We start from the raw sequence: 20,000 nt of genomic DNA on the forward strand, positions 1-20,000 counted from the left end.
TAGAGTACGGAGAATCACCATGAAACCCTCGATGGCAATCAAGCCTCTGGTGTTCGCAATTGCTGCGGTCATGGCTGTTGCTGTACAAGCTGGGCAAAACGATCGGCGCAATGACCACCACAACGGCCACCATAACAATGGTCATCACACGCCTCCTCCAACCAAAATCCCTGTGTATGCAACGGCCAATGCCTGGGATACCCAAACCAGCACCGATAACCGTATCAGCAATCAAGGCACCATCAACGAAGCCGAGATGAGCCAGTCGGGTGAAGGCTCCAGTGGCAACGTCGGTATCAACGTGGCGGCCGGTAACGGCAACCAGCAGGATAACGCCGCAGCCATTGCCAACGCCGGCTCCGAGTCGAGCCTGGACAACAGCTTCGTGTTCGGCATGGCCAGTGCCACTGCCGATGTCGTGCAAACCAGCGACAACAACCGGGTCGACAACTATTCGACCCAGTCGTCGGCGGTGATGAGCGGCTCGGCCAGCGGGGCTGAGGGCAACATCGGCATCAACATTGCCGGTGGCGACCTCAACCAACAGAAAAACACCATGGCCATCGCCAACACTGGTGCGCCTCTGGGTAATGCCACTGCCACGGCTTCTGCCGAACAGGACGGGCCAGGCCTGGTCGTGAACAACAGTGCTGACCGCACTTACCGCGTCGACACGATCACCATCACCACCTCGGCCAGCGGTTCGAGCTCGCGTGATGGTACGTTCAACTCGACCGACGACCGCAGCTCGTCCTCGAGCTTCAGCGTGGCCGGCTCGCAAAGCGCCAGCTCCAGCGGCTCTAGCGGCTGGAACTCCAGCGGCTCGAAATCCAGCAACGCCAGTGGCTCCAGCAGCATGTCGGCAAGCGGTTCCAACGGCTGGAATGCCAGTGGCTCTGCCAGCGGCAGCAACAGCTCGTCGAGCAGCGCCAGCCTGAACGCTTCGCTGGATGCCGCAGCCAATGCTACGCGCACCTTCACCACCGATGATGGCCGCCGCGAACGCACCCGCTCCAGCACCTTCGATGGCTCGCTCAATGCATCGTTGGACGTATCGGTCGACAAGTCGCGCGAAAGTGCATACGACAAGTCGTTCGAGAAAGCCTTCGACTCCAGCTACGACAAGTCGCGTGAGTCTTCGTACGACAAGTCCAAAGACTCTTCGTACACCAAGTCTCACGACTCTTCGTACGAGAATGCTTCGGCCTCGGCGTTTGAAAAGTCTGGCGAGAAATCGAAACAATCCTCGAACGACGTTTCGAAGAGCTACAGCGAAAGCAGCGCTTACGACTTAAGCAATACTGTGTCCTTCCAAGTGCTGACCCCGACCGGCTGGGCCAATCCTGTTACCAATACTGCAACCCTTAGCGGTTCGGTGAACGGTGGCAGCGGCAACCTGGGCGTGAACGTGGCAGCCGGTGTGGGCAACCAGCAGAGCAACTCGCTGGCCATTTCCAACACCTCGTTCTAAACGCTGCGCTTGAGGCCCCCTTCGGGGGGCCTTTCTTCAACACCCACCGGAAGGCATCCGATCATGCGCATTATCGCCTTGGCGTTTTTGCTGTGCCTGGCCAGCGTGAGCGAAGCTGCACAAATGCCGCTGTCCGTCCTGCCGGGCGGCGCCGTGGTATTCAAGCCCATCCAGAGCGTGCGTGAACGCAAGTTCGCCGACCTGGTGCAACAGAAAACCGACTTCAGTTGCGGCGCCGCCGCACTGGCGACCATCCTGCGCCAGGCCTACTGGCTGGATGTGGACGAACATCAGATCATCGAAGGCATGCTGGCCCACGCCGACCAGAACCTGGTGCGCACGCAAGGCTTCTCCATGCTCGACATGAAACGCTACGTCGAAAGCCTGGGGATGCGTGCCCGCGGCTACCGGGTAGCACCCGACACCCTGCACAGTGTGCGCATCCCGGTCGTGGTGCTGATGGACGTGCGTGGCTACAAGCACTTCGTGGTCATGCAGAAGGTCGACAAAGGCTGGGTGTACATCGGTGACCCGGTGCTGGGCCACAAGCGTTACAAGATCGATGATTTCCTGAAGGGCTGGAACGGCATCATCTTCGCTGTGATCGGCCAAGGGTACGACAAGAACAATGTCCTGCTCGACCCGCCCCTGCCACTGACTGCCAAGGGCCGGGTGAACAACTTCACCCCAGTGAAGGACACCGAGCTGCTGGACTTCGGCTTCATCAAAAGCGACTTCTTCTAACGACTGTTCTAATGACAAGGAGCATGATGCTCCAGGGAGCATTTCATGAAGACTTCATTGTGGCTGGCCATGGCCTGCCTGGCCGCCAGCCTGCCAAGCCACGCCGAGGCGTTGAAACCCATCGAACTCAAGGACCAGGAACTGGCCAATCTGCGTGGCCGCTATGTGATGCCGGGGCGCATCGTGAGTTTCGGGATTGTCATGTCCAGCACCTGGCAAAATGCCAAAGGGGACGTGATCGGGGCGACATCCACGCTGCAAGTCCAGCAGTCGACCATCAAGCCCCAGTTCTATGTCTCGATGATCGACGAAAAAGGCACCGGTGCCGCGTCGAGCGGTGCCTCTTCTGCGGGCACGGGCGTGGTCACAGGTGGCAACGGCCTGACCACCACCGAAGGTGTCACCCAGGTAGTGCGTGCAGCCGGTGACAACAACACGGCCTACAACAACGTTGATATCAACGTCACCAAAGCCAACCAGGCCCCCGCCGTGCAGCAGCAAGGCCAGGTACTGGCCGCTGGCCAGACCCTGGTCGGTGAAAACGGCGCCGGCTCGCTCAGCGTGTCCTCGACCGGCGTGGGCGTGCAGCTCAACATCAATGCCAGCAATAACCAGGGCAGCAGCGTGCAGCGCCTGGCCCAGGGCGGCCTGATGCAGAATTCGACGCTGCTCGGCAACGGCAACCTGGTCAACAACGTCACTTCCCTGAATGTGGTCATGCGTGAAAGCGTGCCAACGGCCGCCTCGCTGAACGGTAGCCTCGACCAGCTCAAAGGTCTTCGCACCTTCGGATACTGATCTACGCTCAGTCTCATCAAAAGTAGTCGGAAGGGACGGCAAATCCATGCACCGATCTTTAACGCTCAAAGCTTTTGTGTGTTTGACTACCCTGGCCCCGGCCACAATGCTCTACGCAGCTGCCGACCCACAGGTCGAGGCCCTCAAGCAGGAACTGATCGAGCTTAAACGCCGTTACGAAGCCCAGCAGCAAGCGCTGATGGTGCTGGAGCAGCGCGTGCGACAGGTCGAGGAGGCCCCGGCGGCAGCGCAACCCAAACGCCTGGTCAAATCCCCCGCCGAAGGGGTCAAGGGGGCGCAGACTGTTGCATCCGGCGCGCCGGGCACCACCGGCAGCTCCTACGGCCAGGCGCTCACCGCCGACTCGGAGCCGGCGCAAAGTGTGTCCAACCTGTATGACGAAGCCAGCGGCTTCTTCGGTGGCGGCAAGTTCAGCTTCGAAACCGGCCTGACCTACACCCATTACGATACCCGTGCGCTCACGCTCAACGGTTTCCTGGCGCTGGACTCGATTTTCCTCGGCAGTATCAACCTTGACCGCATCAAGGCCGACAACTGGACCCTGGACATGACCGCGCGCTACAACCTGGCGCAGCGTTGGCAATTCGACATCAACGTGCCCGTGGTGTACCGCGAGTCTACCTACTCTTCCGGCGGCGCGGGTGGCGCCGGGGCCAGTACCTCCGACGCCAGCGTGACCCGTGACCCGGAAATCGGCGACATCAACGTTGGCGTAGCGTACAAGTTCCTCGACGAGGACGAGACCTGGCCTGACGCTGTGGCCACCCTGCGCATCAAGGCACCGACCGGCAAGGACCCCTATGGCATCAAGCTACGCGAGGTCGACGGCAACAGTAACCTGTCAGTACCGGAAAGCCTGCCGACCGGTAACGGTGTGTGGTCGATCACGCCGGGCATCTCGCTGGTCAAGACCTTCGACCCGGCCGTGCTGTTCGGCAGCCTGTCCTACACCTACAACATGCAAGACTCGTTCAGCGACATAAGCCCGCAGGTCAACAGCAAGGTCCCGGGTGACGTGAAGCTCGGCGACTCCTGGCAGATTGGCGGTGGCATCGCCTTCGCCCTGAACGAAAAAATGAGTATGTCGTTCTCGGTGTCCGACCAGTTCGCCCGCAAGAGCAAGATCAAACCGGATGGTGGTGACTGGCAATCGATCTCCAACAGTGACTACAACGCCGCCAACTTCAACATCGGCATGACCTTCGCCGCCACCAACAACCTGACCATCGTCCCCAACCTGTCCATTGGTCTGACCGATGATGCGCCAGACTTCTCCTTCAGCCTGAAATTCCCCTACTACTTCTGATACTTGCCCTCAGCCAGGCCCGTGCAAGCGGGCCAGGCTTTTGGTTACCAGCCTTGTAGCCAACCGCTTTCCCCTTCCCGGCCTGTTATCATCAAGCACAGATGCATGACGATTTAATGGCAAAAGGGAAGTTTTTGTGAAGAACCTGTCCGACCACCCACGTACCCGGCTTGCCGCCTTGGCAGCCCTGGTGCTGGTGATCCCACTGGGTACGCGCGCCATGCTGGGTTGGTCCAACCCGCTCGGTTACCTGTCCGACCTCGCCCTCGGCAGCCTGCTGGTCTTGCTGCTGCACCGTCGGCCATGGTGGCTGGCCCTGCCCGTGCTGCTGGCCTGGGCTGCCCTGTGGGTGGCCTCGGCCGAACTCGTGAGCGCGGTGGGCCGGTTGCCCACCAGCGCCGACCTGACGTACCTCGTCGACCCGCAATTCATGGAGAACTCTACCGGCGGCAGCCTGGCCCATGCCTGGCTGCCCTGGCTTATGGGCGCAGGCCTGCTGGCCTGGCTGGCCACCGCGTGGCGTAGCCGCACCCGGCGCAGCCAGCCGCTGCCGCGCAAGGCCTGGGCCATTCCCGCGCTGCTGTTCGCTACCCACTGGGGCAGCCAGCAGCTGGTACCCAGCGACGCCGATCAATGGCGGCAATACAACCTCACCCACCAACTGATGTCTGCCGGGGTCGGTACCCTGGAGCGCAAGGTCGAAGGCTGGATGGGCCGCACGCAAACGTTCACGCCGCTGGCCAGCAGCGGCCTGACGCAATCCGACCTGCATGGCCAGCGCCTGCTGGCCGGGCCAGGCAGTGCTCGCAACCTGCTGGTCATCGCGGTGGAAGGTATCCCAGGGGCCTACCTGCGGCCCAATCGCCAGGCCCTGCACAGCCGCTTCGACGAAGACCTGATGCCCAAGGTCAGCCAGTGGGCCGAGCGCGGCATGAACACCCCGGACTACGTCCTGCACACCCACCAGACCATCCGCGGCCTGTACGCGATGCTGTGTGGTGACTACGACAAACTGGCCAATGGCACGCCCAAGGGCGTCGAGCTGCTAACCCAGAACGAACGCAACCAGGCCTGCCTGCCGGCGCAACTGCGCCAGGCCGGCTTTACTACCCACTACCTGCAAGGTGCCGGCCTGCGCTTCATGGCCAAGGACCGCATCATGCCGCACATCGGCTTCGATTCGGTGCACGGCCTGGAGTGGTTCCGCAACAAGAACTACCTGGACTTCCCTTGGGGCAAGGATGACCGCTCATTCTTCGAAGGCGCCCTGGATTACGTCGGCCAGCTGCAAAAGCAGGACAAACCCTGGATGCTGACCCTGCTCACAGTCGGCACACACCAGCCGTATTCGGCGCCCGCCGAGTACCTGGAACGCTATGACACGCCCAAACAGGCTGCGGTGGCTTACCTGGACGATGCGCTCGGGGCGTTTCTCGATAACCTGGAACGCCAGGGCGTGCTCAAGGACACGTTGGTGGTGGTGACCTCGGACGAGTCCCACGGCATCGACGGCGTGCGCCTGGCCTCATCCTGGGGCTTCAACCTCACCCTGGCGCCGGAGCAGGCGCAACTGCCCCACATCAAGCGCGGCACGTACGGCCATATCGACCTGGCCACCTCCGTGCTCGACTACTTTGCCCTGCCTATTCCAATAGCGCTCGGTGGTCGCTCGCTGTACCGCGACTACGATACCGGCCGCGAAATGATTTCCTACACCAATGGCATGCTGCGCTATCACAACGGCCAGGGCGTCTTCACCGAATGTGACTTCCAGCAGCGCTGCCGGCGTTACGCCAGCGAGGGCTTCATTGCCGACCAGGCCCGCTATCTGGGGCCGGGCGACAGCCTGCTCGGCCAGCAGATCGGCGCCCTGGCCGGGGTGCTCGACCAGTCCCTGCTGCAAACCCCGCTCAACCTGCGTTACCAGTTCGGCGGCCCTTCGCCGATCAAGCTGCGCAAGCGCATTCACGATGACTGGGCCGATAACCTGATCGGCGCCCAGTACCTTGAAATGCCGGAAGGCTCGCACACTCGCGTACGGGTGAAGGTGCGCTCGCTGGACCCCAAGCGTGTCGCCTACATCCAGCTCAAGGCCAAGCAACTGGAGCAGGACGTGCCACTGGGCCTGCCTGCCGAGGTGAAGGTCACCGCCGACGAACCGCTGGAGATGGAATTCAGCTTTGACAACCCGACCGAGCGCAAAGCGTTTTCCTTCCATTTGCTGGGGTATGGCGGCGGTAAGGTGGAAGTCAGCGACTTCAGCGTGATTACCGCGCTGCCCGGAGAGGATGACGCCGCAGATGAACTGACCGAGGGCCACATTGCCCATTCGGGCTGAGCGGATAACCACTCATCGCCCGGCTACCGGTGCCTGTCGAATCGGCAAACGCGTGCTCGACTAGTGTGTGAATCCCCAGCGTGGAGACAGCACCATGAGCACAAGCGAAAGCAGGCACCCGGTGGTTTCCCGTAGCCAGTGGCTGGCGGCACGCCGGCAACTGTGGCTGCACGAAAAGGCCTTTACCCACCACCGCGACGCGCTGTCCGCAGCCCGTCGCGCCCTGCCCTGGGTCAAGGTCGAGCAAGGCTATCGCTTCCAGGGGCCGGACGGCGAACTGAGCCTGGCTGACCTGTTCGCAGGCCGCAGCCAGCTACTGCTTTATCACTTCATGTTCGCCGAAGGCTGGAGCGAAGGCTGCCCCGGCTGTTCGTTCCTGGCCGACCACTTTGACGGCGCCAACCTGCACCTGGCGCACCACGACGTGTCGCTGGTGGCGGTGTCACGGGCCCCCTATGCCGAATTTCAGGCATTTCGCCGCCGCATGGGCTGGCAGTTCCCGTGGTACTCGTCACAGGGCAGTGGTTTCAACGAAGACTTCGGCGTCAGTGTGGGCAGCGAGGGGGAACGGCAGTACAACTATGAGCCGTATGACGGCAGTGAAAGCGAGTTGCCTGGCCTGAGTGCGTTCTACCGTGAAGCGGACGGCAGCGTTTACCACACCTACTCGACCTATGCCCGTGGGTTGGACATTCTGGTCAATACCTACAACTTCCTGGACATTGCGCCACTGGGGCGCAACGAAGGCGGGACCATGGACTGGGTGCGGCACCATGATCGGTATGAAGGGCAGCCAGATAAACCTCACTGCTGCCACAAATGACCCAGGCACCACGCACGGAACTTTGGGGCTGCTGCGCAGCCCATCGCCGGCAAGCCAGCTCCCACAGGGACCGCGTAATTTTGAAGATCTGCGCAGTAGCTGTGGGAGCTGGCTTGCCGGCGATGGGCCGCAAAGCGGCCCCAACTGCTTAACTGACTGGCGTTAGGGCAGGCCCGCGTACGCCCAACATCCCGCGCTCGACGATAAAGTCGATCACCGCCTGCAACCCCTCGCCCTTTTTCAGGTTGCTGAACGTCCACGGCCGCTGTGGGCGCATGCGCTGGGTGTCGCGCTCCATCACTTCCAGCGAAGCCCCCACATAGGGCGCCAGATCAGTCTTGTTGATCACCAGGAAGTCCGACTTGGTAATGCCGGGGCCGCCCTTGCGCGGAATCTTCTCGCCCTCAGCCACGTCAATCACATAGATAGTCAGGTCGGCCAGCTCCGGGCTGAACGTGGCGCTGAGGTTGTCACCGCCGCTTTCCACGAAAATGACCTCAAGGTTACCGAACTTGCGCGCCAGCGCCTCAACGGCGGCCAGGTTCATCGAGGCGTCTTCGCGAATGGCCGTGTGCGGGCAACCGCCGGTTTCCACGCCCACGATGCGCTCCGGCTCCAGGGCGCCGGCCTCGGTGAGGATGCGCTGGTCTTCCTTGGTGTAGATGTCATTGGTAACCACAGCAATCTGGTAGTGATCGCGCATGGCCTTGCACAGCGCTTCCAGCAGTGCGGTCTTGCCAGAGCCGACCGGGCCGCCGACACCGACGCGCAGGGGTTGTTGATAGCTTTGCATGAAGGCAGTCCTCAGGAACGGAACAAACGGGTGTATTGGGTTTCGTGACGCGATGAGGCAATGGCCAGCAATGGCAGGCCGCCACCGAGCTGGTCATCGGCCAGCGCCAGGGCCTGGTCAAGTGCAGCGGGCAGTTCGGTGCCCAGGTCGCGCAGCAAGGTCTGGGCCGCCTGCTGGCCGAACGGCACCAGCTTGACCCCGGCCATGACCGCGCCTTCCAGCCAGGCAAAGCCATGGCCCAGGGCCAGCTGACGCAGTGGAATGCCCCAGTGCGCAGCCAACCAGGCCATGCCGCCCAACTGGGTCAGTTCAAGGCTGGCGCGCCACGCCGGCGCCTGGCCCAGTTGCCAGCCGTCGAGTAGCCGCGCCAGGGCCGCACCACGCTGCTGCTCTTCCAGGCGCAGCTCGGCGGTTTCGCGGTTGGCCAGCAAGAAGCGGCTCCAGTGGCCGAAGGCCTCGGCGTCCTCGGCCTGACAAGCGTGATACAGGCGCGCCAGCACCGGCCAGTCCAGGCAAGCCAAGGTGTCTTCGACCTGCTCGCGCTGCCAGGCAGCGAAGCCATCCACGCCCTTCACCCAGCCCGCCTCGACCGCCCACTCCAGGCCTTGCGAATACGTGAAGCCGCCCACCGGCAAGCCGGGGCTGGCCAGCTGCAACAGGCGCAGCAACGCCAGGTCGCTGTCCATCAACCGGCCAGCACCAGCGCGGCACCGGCCAGCAGGCCACCACCGAAGGCTTTCTGCAGGCCACTGTGCCGGCGCAACAGGCACCCGACGGCGAAGCCCGCCGCCAACAGCAAGCCGCTGACCGTGACAAAGCCGGCGCTGAACTGCCAGAACGCGCTTGGTGTGGCTTCCACGCCATGGGCCCAGCCGTGGAACAGGGCGAACACCGGCATGGCCATGGCCAGCAGCAACTGCCGGCTCGGCAGCAGCACCGCCCCGGCGGCCACCAGCAGCGACACGGCAATCAGGGTTTCCATGCCCAGCACGTCACCGAACAAGTGGCCACATACTGCCCCGCCAAACATCGCCGCCAGGGTTGCCAAGGGCAGCGTCAGGCTGCGCCGGGTCAGTGCAGCGAGTACGCCAGTGCCCAACAGCATCAGCAGGTGGTCAAGGCCCGTCAGCGGGTGCAGCAGGCCATCGTGCAACGGATTGCTGTCATGCCCAGGGTGAGCGAAAGCCGGCAGCGCCAGCATCAGTAGAAACAGGGCGAACGTCTTTTTCATGGGTTGCTCCAGGCAGTTCAGGAATGGGCAGGCAGGCGAACGAACGGGTGGTCGTTGCCGTGGGCATGGCTGTGGCCATGCGGCGCGCTCTGGTAGGCGCCCGCTTCAGGCTCGAACGGAGCCTGTTCGGCCTCCACCGTCAGGCCCAGACCACGCAGCATGTCGTCCAGCACATGGTCGTGCTGGAAACGCAGCAGACCAGGCTCGATCTGCAGGGGCACGTGGCGGTTCCCCAGGTGATAGGCCGCACGGGCCAGCAGGTGCGGGTCGGCACAACGCACCGTTGACACCGTTTCGGGTGCCGCCAGCACGCGAATCAGCTGGCTGCCATCGGCATCGGCAAGCAACTCTCCCCCGCGTAGCAGGTGGCCGCGTTCGAGCATCAGGCCGGCCTCGCGGCCATCGTCCAGGGTCACGCGCAGGCGGCTCTTGATACGGCTGTCCACATCCAGGGTGACAGTGCCGGTTTCGGTGAGCGTGCCGGGCTCGGTGACGCGGCGGGTCAAGACAATCATCGGTGCTCCTTCAAAACAGGAAATAACGCTGGGCCAGCGGCAACTCGCTGGCCGGCTCGCAGACCAGCAGCTCGCCATCGGCACGCACCTGGTAGGTTTGCGCATCGACCTCGATCAGCGGCTGCAAGGTGTTGTGGACCATGTCCGGCTTGCGCACCCGGCGGCAGCCGTTGACCACGCCTATCAGGCTGCGCAGGTTCAGCTCTTCTGCCAGGCCCCGGTCCATGGCCGCCTGCGGCAGGAAGGTCATGCGCGTGGCATGCCGCGCCGCGCCCAGGGCGCCGAACATGGGCCGGTAGTGCACCGGCTGCGGCGTGGGGATGGAGCCGTTGATATCGCCCATGGGTGCGGTGACGATCATTCCGCCCTTGATCACCAGCGCCGGCTTGACCGCGAAGAACGCCGGCGACCACAGCACCAGGTCGGCCAGCTTGCCCGCCTCCACCGACCCCACTTCGTGGCCGATGCCATGGGTGAGTGCCGGGTTGATGGTGTACTTGGCGATGTAGCGCTTGACCCGGAAGTTGTCGCTGTAGGCGGTGTCGGGTGCCAGAGGCCCACGGCGCAGCTTCATCTGGTGCGCGACCTGCCAGGTACGCAGTACCACTTCCCCGACCCGGCCCATGGCCTGGGAGTCGGACGACGTCATGGCAAAGGCGCCCATGTCGTGGAGAATGTCCTCGGCCGCGATGGTTTCGCGGCGGATGCGCGATTCGGCAAAGGCCACGTCCTCGGCAATGCTTGGGTCCAGGTGGTGGCAGACCATCAGCATGTCCAGGTGCTCGTCCACGGTGTTGACCGTGTACGGCAGGGTCGGGTTGGTCGAGGAAGGCAACACGTTGGCCTGCCCCGCCGCGCGGATGATGTCCGGCGCATGGCCACCGCCGGCGCCTTCGGTGTGGAAGGTATGGATGGTGCGGTCGCCGATGGCCGCCAAGGTGTCTTCGATGCAACCGGATTCGTTGAGTGTGTCGGTGTGGATCGCCACCTGGATGTCCATTTCCTCGGCCACGCCCAGGCAACAGTCGATGGCGGCCGGCGTCGAGCCCCAGTCCTCATGCAGCTTGAGGCCCACCGCACCAGCCGCGATCTGCTCACGCAGCGCCTCAGGCCGCGAGGCATTGCCCTTGCCCAGCAAACCGATGTTGATCGGCAGGCTGTCGGCGGCCTGCAGCATGCGCGCCAGGTACCAGGGGCCGGGCGTGCAGGTGGTGGCATTGGTGCCGGTGGCCGGCCCGGTGCCGCCGCCGATGAAGGTGGTGACGCCACTGTTCAGCGCCTCGTCCACCTGCTGCGGGCAGATGAAATGGATATGCGAGTCCACACCGCCGGCGGTGACGATCTTGCCCTCGGCCGCGATCACTTCGGTACCTGGCCCGACCGGTACGTTCACGCCCGGCTGTACATCGGGGTTGCCGGCCTTGCCGATCACCGCAATACGCCCGTGCTTGATGCCGATGTCGGCCTTGACGATGCCCCAGTGGTCGATGATCAGCGCATTGGTCAGCACCAGGTCCATGGCTTCGGCGGCCAGCATCTGGCCCTGCCCCATGCCATCGCGGATCACCTTGCCGCCGCCGAACTTCACTTCTTCGCCATAGATCGTGAAGTCTTTCTCTACCTCAACCCACAGCGCCGTGTCGGCCAGCCGCACGCGGTCGCCCACCGTGGGGCCGAACATGTCGGCATAGGCCTGGCGGGAAATACGGCTCATACCCTGCCCTCCAGTGCGCCCATCACCTTGCCCTGGAAGCCGTAGACCTCACGCTTGCCGGCGTAGGCCACCAATTGCACGGTGCGCGCCTGGCCTGGCTCGAAACGCACGGCAGTGCCGGCCGGAATATCCAGGCGAAAGCCCAGGGTGGGCGCTCTGTCGAACACCAACGCGTCGTTGACTTCGTAGAAATGGTAATGCGAGCCGACCTGCACCGGCCGGTCACCGTGATTGGCCACGCTGACGCTGACGGTTTCCCGGCCACTGTTCAGTTCGATGTCGCCAGCAGCGACCTGGATTTCACCTGGGATCATGCGGGGCTCCTTGGCAGGTTCAGACGATGGGGTCATGCACGGTCACCAGCTTGGTGCCATCCGGAAAGGTCGCTTCGACCTGCACGTCGTGGAGCATTTCGGCAATGCCGGGCATCACCTGCTCACGGGTCAGCACTTCGCGCCCGAGGCTCATCAACTCGGCCACAGTGCGGCCATCGCGTGCGCCTTCGAGCACGGCGGCGCTGATCAGCGCCACTGCTTCCGGGTAGTTCAGCTTCAGGCCACGGGCCAGGCGCCGTTCCGCCAGCAAGGCAGCGGTGAACAGCAGCAGTTTGTCTTTCTCTCTCGGGGTCAGCTCCATGGCGCTCTCTCAGGTGGCCCAAATACGTGGTGGGCAAGCTGGCAGGCCAAGGACGGCCGGACGCAGCACATGCCACAGGCGTTGCAGGGTGCGTTGCAGGTGTTGGTTGTCGTGGTCGAGCACACGGATGACCAGCAACGAACCCAGCAGGGTCGCGCCGGCCGGGGTGGCCAGTTCATCCAGCAGCGGGCGAACTTGCTCCAGCACCGCCTGGTCGGCCGGTGCCGCACAGAACGTGGCGAGCAGCGGGTGGCCGCCGAGCTTGTCCAGGCGCCCGCCTTCGATGCGCAGGCGTTCGTGCAGGCCGACTTCGTCGGGCAGTTCAATGTGCAAACGGCTGTCCAGCCTGCCCTGCTCGAAACGCTCGTTCATGACCGGGCGCCCGAGGCACAAGGTTTCCCAGGCCAGCAGCCGCGCCCCGGGTTCCAGGGTGAAACGGCTGTCGAGGCTGGCGCGGGCGCCGGAGAAGAAAATGCTGTCTTGCGGCAGCCATTCCAGGGTGCTGCCAGCCGCCAGCCGAAAACGCTGGGTCAGCCGTGCGGTGGGGCCGATGCTGCGGTAGAACTTGCTGGCGCCGGGCATGGTCAGCAGCGCGTGGCTGCCAGGTTCCAGGTGGATATCCAGTTCCAGGCGGTCGCCGGCGACGATGCCACCCGGCGGGTGCAACACATAGACATGGCACGGCGCACCTTCAGGATAGAAAGGCCGCTGCACCAAAAGAGGTCCGAAATGCCGCCACGCACCAAGGCGGGTCACATCGTCGCGCCTGACAAAGCGCAACTGCAGGTGGGCGCTCCAGCCTGCATCGTCTTGTTGTTGTTCGATTTGCTCCGCGAGCGACATCCTGCGGCCCCTGAAATCCGTGGCCTGCTGGCCGTTTAGAGGGTCCGGCGCGTGTGGCTGCTAGCGCGCACGGCCTGACCACTCGATCAAATTCGCAGGCTGGATATAGCAGTTTGCGGGCCAACTCCGCAGGTGAAGGCAGATGAAACTTTTCTCAAAGCCGCTCTGGCACAGGGCATACGGGGGAATGGCGCACAAAGCGGGGGCGCGCACTGGCCCTGTTTCGGTGCCAACAGAAGTGCAACCGGGGCTGCAAAGCGGCCCCAAACACATCAAGACTCAGTAGTCGAAGCGGTCCACCGCACGGCGGCGCTCGTTGTCATCGCGCCGGTCATAGATGGCCGTGGTCTGGATATTGGCATGGTGTGCCAGCTTCTGCGCAATCGACAGGTCGTGCTCTTCGATCACCCGGGTAATGAATGCCCGGCGGAAGTCGTGCGGCATGATCTTCACCCCCACCTGCGCGCCGCGCTGGCGGGCGATGTAGTAGATCGCATGTTTGGTAATGCGCGCCCGGGTAATGTGGCTGCCACGGCGGATGCGGTTGAACAGGAACGGGTCGTCCTCCGCACCGGCAGGCAGGTCCTGGCGGCGCAGGTCGAGCCAGGCCTGCAACTTCTCGAATGCCCATGGCGGGGCGTACTTGACCAATTGGTGGTTGCCCTTGCCCACCACCTGCAGGCTGCGCGCCTCGAAATCGACCTGGTTCAGGTCGATGTCGACCGACTCCGACTTGCGCATGCCGGTACCGTACAGCAAGGCAATGATCGCGGCATCGCGGACGCCCTGCGGCCGAGGGTCGGCCGCGCACACGTCCATCAGCTCGCGAATCAGGCTGCGCCGCAAGTTGCGCCCGGGTGGCAGGCGGGTGCCAGTGGCCGGCTTGACCTCGCGAATGCGCAACAGCTGCTCATGATCGATCAGGCCCTGGCGCCAGGCCTCGTTCATCACCCCGCGAATCGCGTTGACGTACAGCGACGAGCTGTTGGGGGCGTATCCGTCGGCACGCAGGGCAGCCACCAGCGCGATCACATGGCCGGGCTCGAGCCGATGCCAAGGCACATCGACGATGTTGCAGTCGACAAAGCTCAGCCGATCGGCGGCGTCCTGAAGGATGTAGCGCATGGTTTGCTGGCTGGATGGGGCCAGGCGGGCCATGTACTGCAGCAGCGGATTGTTGGAGAGATCGGACAAAACGTGAATCCTGTAGCGAAGCGGCGGCCGGTATTGAGTCGGCCAGCATCTGAAGCAAGTCGAAACGATTGATGAACAAGGGCCAATGACGTTTCAAGCGCACGCCATTCGAACCCGAAGAAGTGCCATCATCTTGATATTCAGGGATTTTATAACTGACACGGGCCAGATCTTAACCCATTTACAGCGTCGAGGGCCGCCCGTACGGCGCCAAGCCTGTCAGCCAACTAAATGGCCGTCGGCCACCACCCTGGGAACATCTGCTGCACCCGGGGCTCGGCGAAGCGCTCATCAATCAGCACCAGCACGCCACGGTCCTGGTCACCTCGGATAACCCGGCCCGCCGCCTGGATCACCTTGCGCACCCCTGGGTAGAGATAGGCGTAATCGAACCCCGCACCAAACTGCCGCCCAAGGCGCTGTTTGAACTGCTCGTTGACCGGGTTGACCTGCGGCAGGCCGAGGGTGGCGACAAACGCGCCGATCAACCGCGTGCCCGGTAAATCCACCCCCTCACCGAAAGCACCGCCCAGTACGGCGAAGCCGATGCCCTGCCCGTCGCTGACAAAACGATCGAGAAATGCCTGACGGGCCGCCTCGTCCATGCCCGGTTCCTGAGCCCATTGCGGAATCTGCGCATGCTGCTCTGCCAACAGCCCTGCCACCTGCTGCAGGTATTCGAAACTGCTGAAGAACGCCAGGTAGTTGCCCGGCATCCGCTCATACTGCCGGGCAATCAGCTCGACGATTGGCGCCAGAGAGGCGTGACGCTGCTGGTAACGGGTGGACACCTGGCTGGCAATCCGCACCTCAAGTTGCTCTGCGCGAAACGGCGCGGCCACTTCCAGCCAGGCGGTGTCGGCTGGCATGCCCAGCAGGTCGCTGTAGAAATGCCGCGGGCTCAATGTGGCGGAAAACAGCGTCACGCTACGCGCCGCCTGCATGCGCGGGGCCAGCAGGCGCGCCGGGGTGACATTGCGTAGGCACAGCGTGGCCAGCCGGCGCTTGCGTGGGCCCTGGCGCTGGCTGATGTCGAACAGGAAGTGCTCGTCGAACAGCTCGGCCACCCGGGTGAATTGCAAGGCATGGTAGAAGAACTGCAGCACCTGCGGGTCCATGTGCGCGGGCGCCTGGTTCATCTGATCCTGAATCAACCCGATGCACTGCTGCAAGGCGCGCAACAAGCCTTCGGGCAACGACTCGCTGGCGTGATACGGCGCACGCTGCTCTTTATACAGTGCGTTCCATTGCCGGTTCAGCCGGTCCAGCGCACTGCCAAGCCCGGGTGGTTTGCTCTGGCGCAACGCCAGCAACTGGCCTTGGTCGAGGCTGGCGCTGTACATGCCGCGCCCACGCTCGACCAGGTTGTGCGCCTCGTCCACCAGCACGGCAACGCGCCACTGGTTGAGCTGGGCAAGGCTGTACAGCAGCGCATGCGCATCGAAGTAGTAGTTGTAGTCGGCGACCAGCACGTCGACCCAGCGGGCCATCTCCTGGCCCAGGTAGTACGGGCATACCTGATGTGCCAAGGCCACTTCGCGCAGGTTGGCGCGGTCGAGCAGCGGCCGTGCTGCCGCCGCTTCGCGCGCCGCCGGCAAGCGGTCGTAGAAGCCCGCCGCCAATGGGCAGGACTCACCATGACAGGCCTTGTCCGGGTGCTCGCAGGCTTTGTCGCGAGCGATCAGCTCCAGTGTGCGCAACGCGGGCTGCGGCGTTGCATCGGTAATCTGGCGCATGGCATCCAGCGCCAGCGCCCGGCCCGGCGTCTTGGCCGTAAGAAAGAACAGTTTGTCCAGCTGCTGCGGGACCATGGCCTTGAGCAGCGGGAACAAGGTGCCGAGGGTCTTGCCAATGCCGGTGCTGGCCTGGGCCATCAGGCAACGGCCGGTACTCACCGCCTTGTACAAGGTTTCGGCCAGTTGCCGTTGGCCCTGGCGGAACTGTGGGTAGGGAAAGCTCAGTGCCTGAAGGCCCTGATCGCGTTCGGCTAAACGCCGTTGCTGGCATTGAGCCCAGCCCAGAAAGCGCTGACACTGGGTTTCGAAGAAGGCCCGCAGTTCAGTCGCCGTGTAATGCTCACTGAACAGCGTCTGACCATCGCTGTCGACGTCCAGGTACACCAACGCCACCTCGATGGCAGGCAGTTGACGTGCCTGACACATCAGCCAGCCATAGACCTTGGCCTGCGCCCAGTGCAACTGCCGGTGGTTGGCCGGCTGGCGCGCCAGGTCGCCACGGTGTGTCTTGATCTCTTCCAGGCGATTGCTGGCCGGGTCATAACCGTCGGCACGGCCGCGCACCTTGAGGGTTTCGAACTGGCCTTCGAGGGTAATTTCCGACTCGTAGCCGGCAGCACGCCTTGCCACTACCCGCTGGTGCCCTTCAATGCCCTCTTGAGCGGTGGGCGACGGGGTGAAGCGCAGGTCCAGGTCACCCACCTTGGCACTGAACTCGCACAAGGCGCGCACCGCCACGCTGTAGCTCAAGGTGTTTCGCTCCAGCGCACATGGCACACCGCGACCGGCAGTCCGTGCTGCCGGCAGAATTCCAGCCAGCGCAGTTGGTTATCCTGCAGGCGGTCACCGGGGCCCTTGACCTCGACCATGCGATAACGGCCCTGCTCGGGCCAGAACTGGATCAGGTCGGGCATGCCGGCACGGTTGCTGCGAATGTCCTGCAACAGGCGCAGGAAGCACTGCCTCAACTGGGCCGCCGGCAGGCAAGCCAAGGCCTGTTCCAGCAGTTCCTCGCTGAGCATGGACCAGAACACGAATGGTGATTGCAAGCCCTGCTTGGCCTTGTAGCAGTCGAGAATCGCCTGGTGATGGCTGCCATCGTCGAGCCGACCGAGGCAGTGATCGAACAGCGCACTGCGCCGTTGCTGGAAGTCGCTGTCGTGCAGGTCTTGCGGCCCGGCCTGGAACGGGTTGAAGAACGCACCGGGCACCGGCGCGAAGATGGCCTCCCAGCACAACAGGCCAAAAAGGCTGTTGAACAGCGTGTTCTCCACGTAATGTGCCTGGCCACCCTCTTGTGCCAAATGCTGGCGCACCGCCTCCTCCACGCCCAGTGCTGCGTGCTCGCGGGGCAGTTCGAGTTCGATCAGCTCCAGTGGCGCAACCCGCTGGCGCCGCTGTGGCGGGCCGCCGAGTTTTCGCGCCAGCCGCGGCAGCATGCGCTCCAGCGCCTGCACTTCCAGCGCATTGGCTGGTGCCGCAGCCAGCTGCAACGCCAATGCGTGGGCCTGGTGCCACTGTTCGCTGCGCTCCAGCACCCGCACCTGGCGGATACGCGCCTGGGCATGGTTGCACTGCGCATACACGGCCATGGCCAGGTCCCATTCAGCCAGGCGCTCGCAGTGTTGGCCCAGGGCGAACTGCAGCCGCGCATGGCGCCGGGCCAGCCAGGGGTTGTCGCTGTGCAGGCCCTGCAAGGCCGCGAGGATGGGCAGCGGGTCGCCGCCCTGCTCCAGGCGCTCGGCGCACTGGTGCAGCGCCATGGCCAGGTCGACTTCGGCACGTTGTTGCAAGGCACGTGAATCGGTGCTGAACGGCACCTGCTCGTAGCGCAGCAAGCCAAGGTCGGCAAGGACGAACTCTGACCAGTCCTGGTAGAGATTACCGAAGAACAGCAAGCGCATGCGGTCGCACAGGGGCTGCAGGCACCACTGGACAAGGCGTACCTCGCTGTCGGGGAACCATTCGCTCAGTGGCCGGGCAGCCAGTTCCAAGGGTTGCAGCTGTGCCAGCAGATCCTGCTTGGCGGCGCGGGGGCGGCTCAATTGCGGGGCGAAGCAACGGACCAGCTCGTCTTTGCGCAGCAAGGCGAACAGTTGCTCCAGTGCCAGTTGCTCGGGTTCCCGTACCCAGCCGAGCGCCTGCAACGGCTGCAGCGCCAGCGCGGTATCGCCGATTTCGACGTAGTCCAGCCGGTCGCTGCGAAACAACTCGCCCTTGCGCATGACCATGCGCACCATCAAGGCCTGAGCTGGCGCCTCCAGATGGTTGAAGGCCTGGATGAACGCCAGCTCCTGGTCATCGAGCAGGTCCTGGTAGCGCTGTTCTACCCACAGCAGCACCTGGCGGAAATTGTGCAGGTAGTAGAACGGGTCGTCGACGGAATGAGCGATCACAAGTACAGAGTCAGGCGGCTGGAACAACTACTGGTTATACATACAGACCAGCACGCCTGGCAAGTACCGTGGGTCACTCCGTCGCGGTGACCATGTCCCCCGCCTCGGCCTTCACGCTGCCAAGCGGCGCCTGCAGCAGCAGGAAGTAAGCCACCGCCGAGCACAGCGCCACCACCGCACTGATCATGAACGCCGTGGTGAACGAGCCTGAATACTGAATGCTGAAGCCGGTCACGATCGGCGCGACAGAGCCGGCGATGTAACCGCCGAAGTTCTGGATCGAACCGAACGAGGCCACGCGCTGGCTGTCGACGATGGTGTTGACGATCATCCAGGCGGTTGCGCTGGCCATGTTGATGCTGAACAGCGCCAGGCACAGCAGGATGATACAACCGGTCAGGCCGGTGACGAACGACAGCGGCAAGGTGAACAGTGCTGCCAGCACCAGGCCGGTGATGACACTGAACTTGCGGCTGCCCAGCACACTCATGCCACGCTTTACCAGCCAGTCGCAGAAGCGGCCGGCAACGATGGTACCTGCCGCGCCAAAACCGTAGGCCAGCGACACCACCCAAGCGGTCTTGTACAGGTCCAGGCCGTGCTCACGCTCGAAGTAACCCGGCAACCAGGTCAGGTGCAGCCACAGCATGTAGATCACCCCCATGAAGCCCAGTACCGCTCCCCAGGTGCTGCGGTGCTTGAACAGGTCGAGCCAGCCGGCGAAGTAAGAAGGCTTCGGCGCGTGAACCGAGGGCGCGGGTGCCTGGTGCTCACCCGGCAGCGGCTTGCCTTCGGCGGCCAGTTCGGCCAGGTATCGTGCCTTGCTTTTGTAGAAGCTCAGCCAGCACACCGCCAGTACCACGCCGATCACGCCGGTAATGATGAACATGCCGCGCCAGCCGAAGTTGACCATGAACAGCGTCAGCAACGGCGGTGCCAGACAGGGGCCAAGACAGGTCGACGACCACACCACGCCGGTTGGCGTGCCGCGTTCGTTGGCATCGAACCACTCCGACAAGGCCTTGGCTGCCGACGGGAACATCGGCGCCTCGCCAATCCCCAGCAATACCCGCAGGCCCATGAAGCCGGCAAAACTGTTGACCATGCCGAACGCAGCCTGGGCAACCGACCAGCCCAGCAACGAGGCACCGAGGGCGATCTTGCTGCCCAGGCGGTCGATGATCATGCCCATCGGCAGTTGGGCAAAGGCATAGGCGATGGAAAACGCCGACAACAGGATGCCCATCTGCGAAGGGCTGATCATCATGTCTTTCTGGATGGAGGTGTTGGCGATCGACAGCGCACTACGGTCCAGGTAGTTGACGATGCCGATCAGCAGCAGGAACACGACGGTGATGCGCTGGTACTTCTTCATAGGGTTCATGTGTCGACCTTTATTATTATTGTTGCCGCGCTGTCAGCGCCTTGGCGATCCCTCGTT

At 63.5% G+C, this 20,000-nt stretch carries 18 protein-coding genes; 6 read left to right on the forward strand and 12 right to left on the reverse strand.

What is annotated here, in order from left to right:
• Positions 1-19: 19 nt before the first annotated feature.
• The 6 genes from fapC (at position 20) to QQ992_RS14410 (ending at position 7,501) form a co-directional block, all read left to right on the forward strand.
• On the forward strand, positions 20-1,471 hold the full coding sequence (gene fapC, locus QQ992_RS14385) for an amyloid-like fimbrin subunit FapC (protein WP_286110011.1): 1,452 nt from the start codon (positions 20-22) through the stop codon (positions 1,469-1,471).
• Positions 1,472-1,534: 63 nt separating this feature from the next.
• Complete coding sequence (gene fapD, locus QQ992_RS14390; protein WP_016714146.1) at positions 1,535-2,215, forward strand: fibril amyloid maturation endopeptidase FapD; 681 nt, start codon at positions 1,535-1,537, stop codon at positions 2,213-2,215.
• 45 nt (positions 2,216-2,260) lie between these two features.
• Positions 2,261-3,013 (forward strand): fibril amyloid subunit FapE, encoded by a 753-nt coding sequence (gene fapE / locus QQ992_RS14395; RefSeq protein WP_105947710.1) that lies wholly within the window; start codon positions 2,261-2,263, stop codon positions 3,011-3,013.
• A gap of 46 nt (positions 3,014-3,059) precedes the next feature.
• Entirely contained in the window at positions 3,060-4,340 is a 1,281-nt protein-coding gene (gene fapF, locus QQ992_RS14400) for a fibril amyloid transporter FapF (RefSeq protein ID WP_110741194.1), read from the forward strand.
• 136 nt (positions 4,341-4,476) lie between these two features.
• Entirely contained in the window at positions 4,477-6,678 is a 2,202-nt protein-coding gene (locus QQ992_RS14405; protein WP_286110012.1) for an LTA synthase family protein, read from the forward strand.
• Positions 6,679-6,772: 94 nt separating this feature from the next.
• Positions 6,773-7,501, forward strand: coding sequence for a DUF899 domain-containing protein (locus QQ992_RS14410; RefSeq protein WP_028698765.1), 729 nt, complete (start codon positions 6,773-6,775; stop codon positions 7,499-7,501).
• Between the two features lie 148 nt (positions 7,502-7,649).
• Here the strand turns inward: QQ992_RS14410 and ureG are convergent, their stop codons facing one another.
• From ureG to QQ992_RS14470, 12 genes are all read right to left on the reverse strand, one after another.
• Positions 7,650-8,294, reverse strand: coding sequence for an urease accessory protein UreG (ureG, locus tag QQ992_RS14415; protein WP_105947714.1), 645 nt, complete (start codon positions 8,292-8,294; stop codon positions 7,650-7,652).
• 11 nt (positions 8,295-8,305) lie between these two features.
• Positions 8,306-8,980, reverse strand: a complete 675-nt coding sequence (locus QQ992_RS14420; protein WP_119370182.1) for an urease accessory protein UreF — start codon at positions 8,978-8,980, stop codon at positions 8,306-8,308.
• Positions 8,980-9,525: a HupE/UreJ family protein gene (locus QQ992_RS14425; RefSeq protein WP_274082537.1), complete on the reverse strand. Its 546-nt coding sequence runs from the start codon at positions 9,523-9,525 to the stop codon at positions 8,980-8,982. The genes QQ992_RS14420 and QQ992_RS14425 overlap by 1 nt, the downstream gene beginning before the upstream one ends.
• A 17-nt stretch (positions 9,526-9,542) precedes the next feature.
• Positions 9,543-10,040: an urease accessory protein UreE gene (gene ureE / locus QQ992_RS14430; RefSeq protein ID WP_286110013.1), complete on the reverse strand. Its 498-nt coding sequence runs from the start codon at positions 10,038-10,040 to the stop codon at positions 9,543-9,545.
• Positions 10,041-10,050: 10 nt separating this feature from the next.
• Positions 10,051-11,754 carry an urease subunit alpha gene (gene ureC, locus QQ992_RS14435; protein WP_060498966.1) on the reverse strand — a complete coding sequence of 568 codons (1,704 nt, stop codon included), beginning with the start codon at positions 11,752-11,754 and terminating at the stop codon, positions 10,051-10,053.
• The gene (locus QQ992_RS14440) at positions 11,751-12,068 is read right to left on the reverse strand and encodes an urease subunit beta (RefSeq protein WP_014591286.1); all 318 of its coding nucleotides are present in this window, start codon (positions 12,066-12,068) and stop codon (positions 11,751-11,753) included. Before QQ992_RS14440 ends, ureC begins: the two co-directional genes overlap by 4 nt.
• Before the next feature lie 19 nt (positions 12,069-12,087).
• Positions 12,088-12,390 (reverse strand): urease subunit gamma, encoded by a 303-nt coding sequence (locus tag QQ992_RS14445; protein ID WP_003253929.1) that lies wholly within the window; start codon positions 12,388-12,390, stop codon positions 12,088-12,090.
• Between the two features lie 9 nt (positions 12,391-12,399).
• A complete protein-coding gene (locus QQ992_RS14450; protein WP_060498964.1) occupies positions 12,400-13,233 on the reverse strand; it encodes an urease accessory protein UreD in 834 nt (277 codons plus the stop codon).
• A 279-nt stretch (positions 13,234-13,512) separates the two neighbouring features.
• Positions 13,513-14,427 carry a site-specific integrase gene (locus QQ992_RS14455; RefSeq protein ID WP_286110014.1) on the reverse strand — a complete coding sequence of 305 codons (915 nt, stop codon included), beginning with the start codon at positions 14,425-14,427 and terminating at the stop codon, positions 13,513-13,515.
• Between the two features lie 227 nt (positions 14,428-14,654).
• The gene (locus tag QQ992_RS14460; protein ID WP_286110015.1) at positions 14,655-16,913 is read right to left on the reverse strand and encodes an ATP-dependent DNA helicase; all 2,259 of its coding nucleotides are present in this window, start codon (positions 16,911-16,913) and stop codon (positions 14,655-14,657) included.
• Positions 16,910-18,559: a VRR-NUC domain-containing protein gene (locus QQ992_RS14465; protein ID WP_286110016.1), complete on the reverse strand. Its 1,650-nt coding sequence runs from the start codon at positions 18,557-18,559 to the stop codon at positions 16,910-16,912. Before QQ992_RS14465 ends, QQ992_RS14460 begins: the two co-directional genes overlap by 4 nt.
• A 73-nt stretch (positions 18,560-18,632) precedes the next feature.
• Positions 18,633-19,934, reverse strand: a complete 1,302-nt coding sequence (locus QQ992_RS14470; RefSeq protein ID WP_233444377.1) for an MFS transporter — start codon at positions 19,932-19,934, stop codon at positions 18,633-18,635.
• Positions 19,935-20,000: the final 66 nt, after the last annotated feature.

This window comes from Pseudomonas kurunegalensis (assembly GCF_030291635.1).
In the GTDB taxonomy this organism is placed as follows: domain Bacteria; phylum Pseudomonadota; class Gammaproteobacteria; order Pseudomonadales; family Pseudomonadaceae; genus Aquipseudomonas; species Aquipseudomonas monteilii.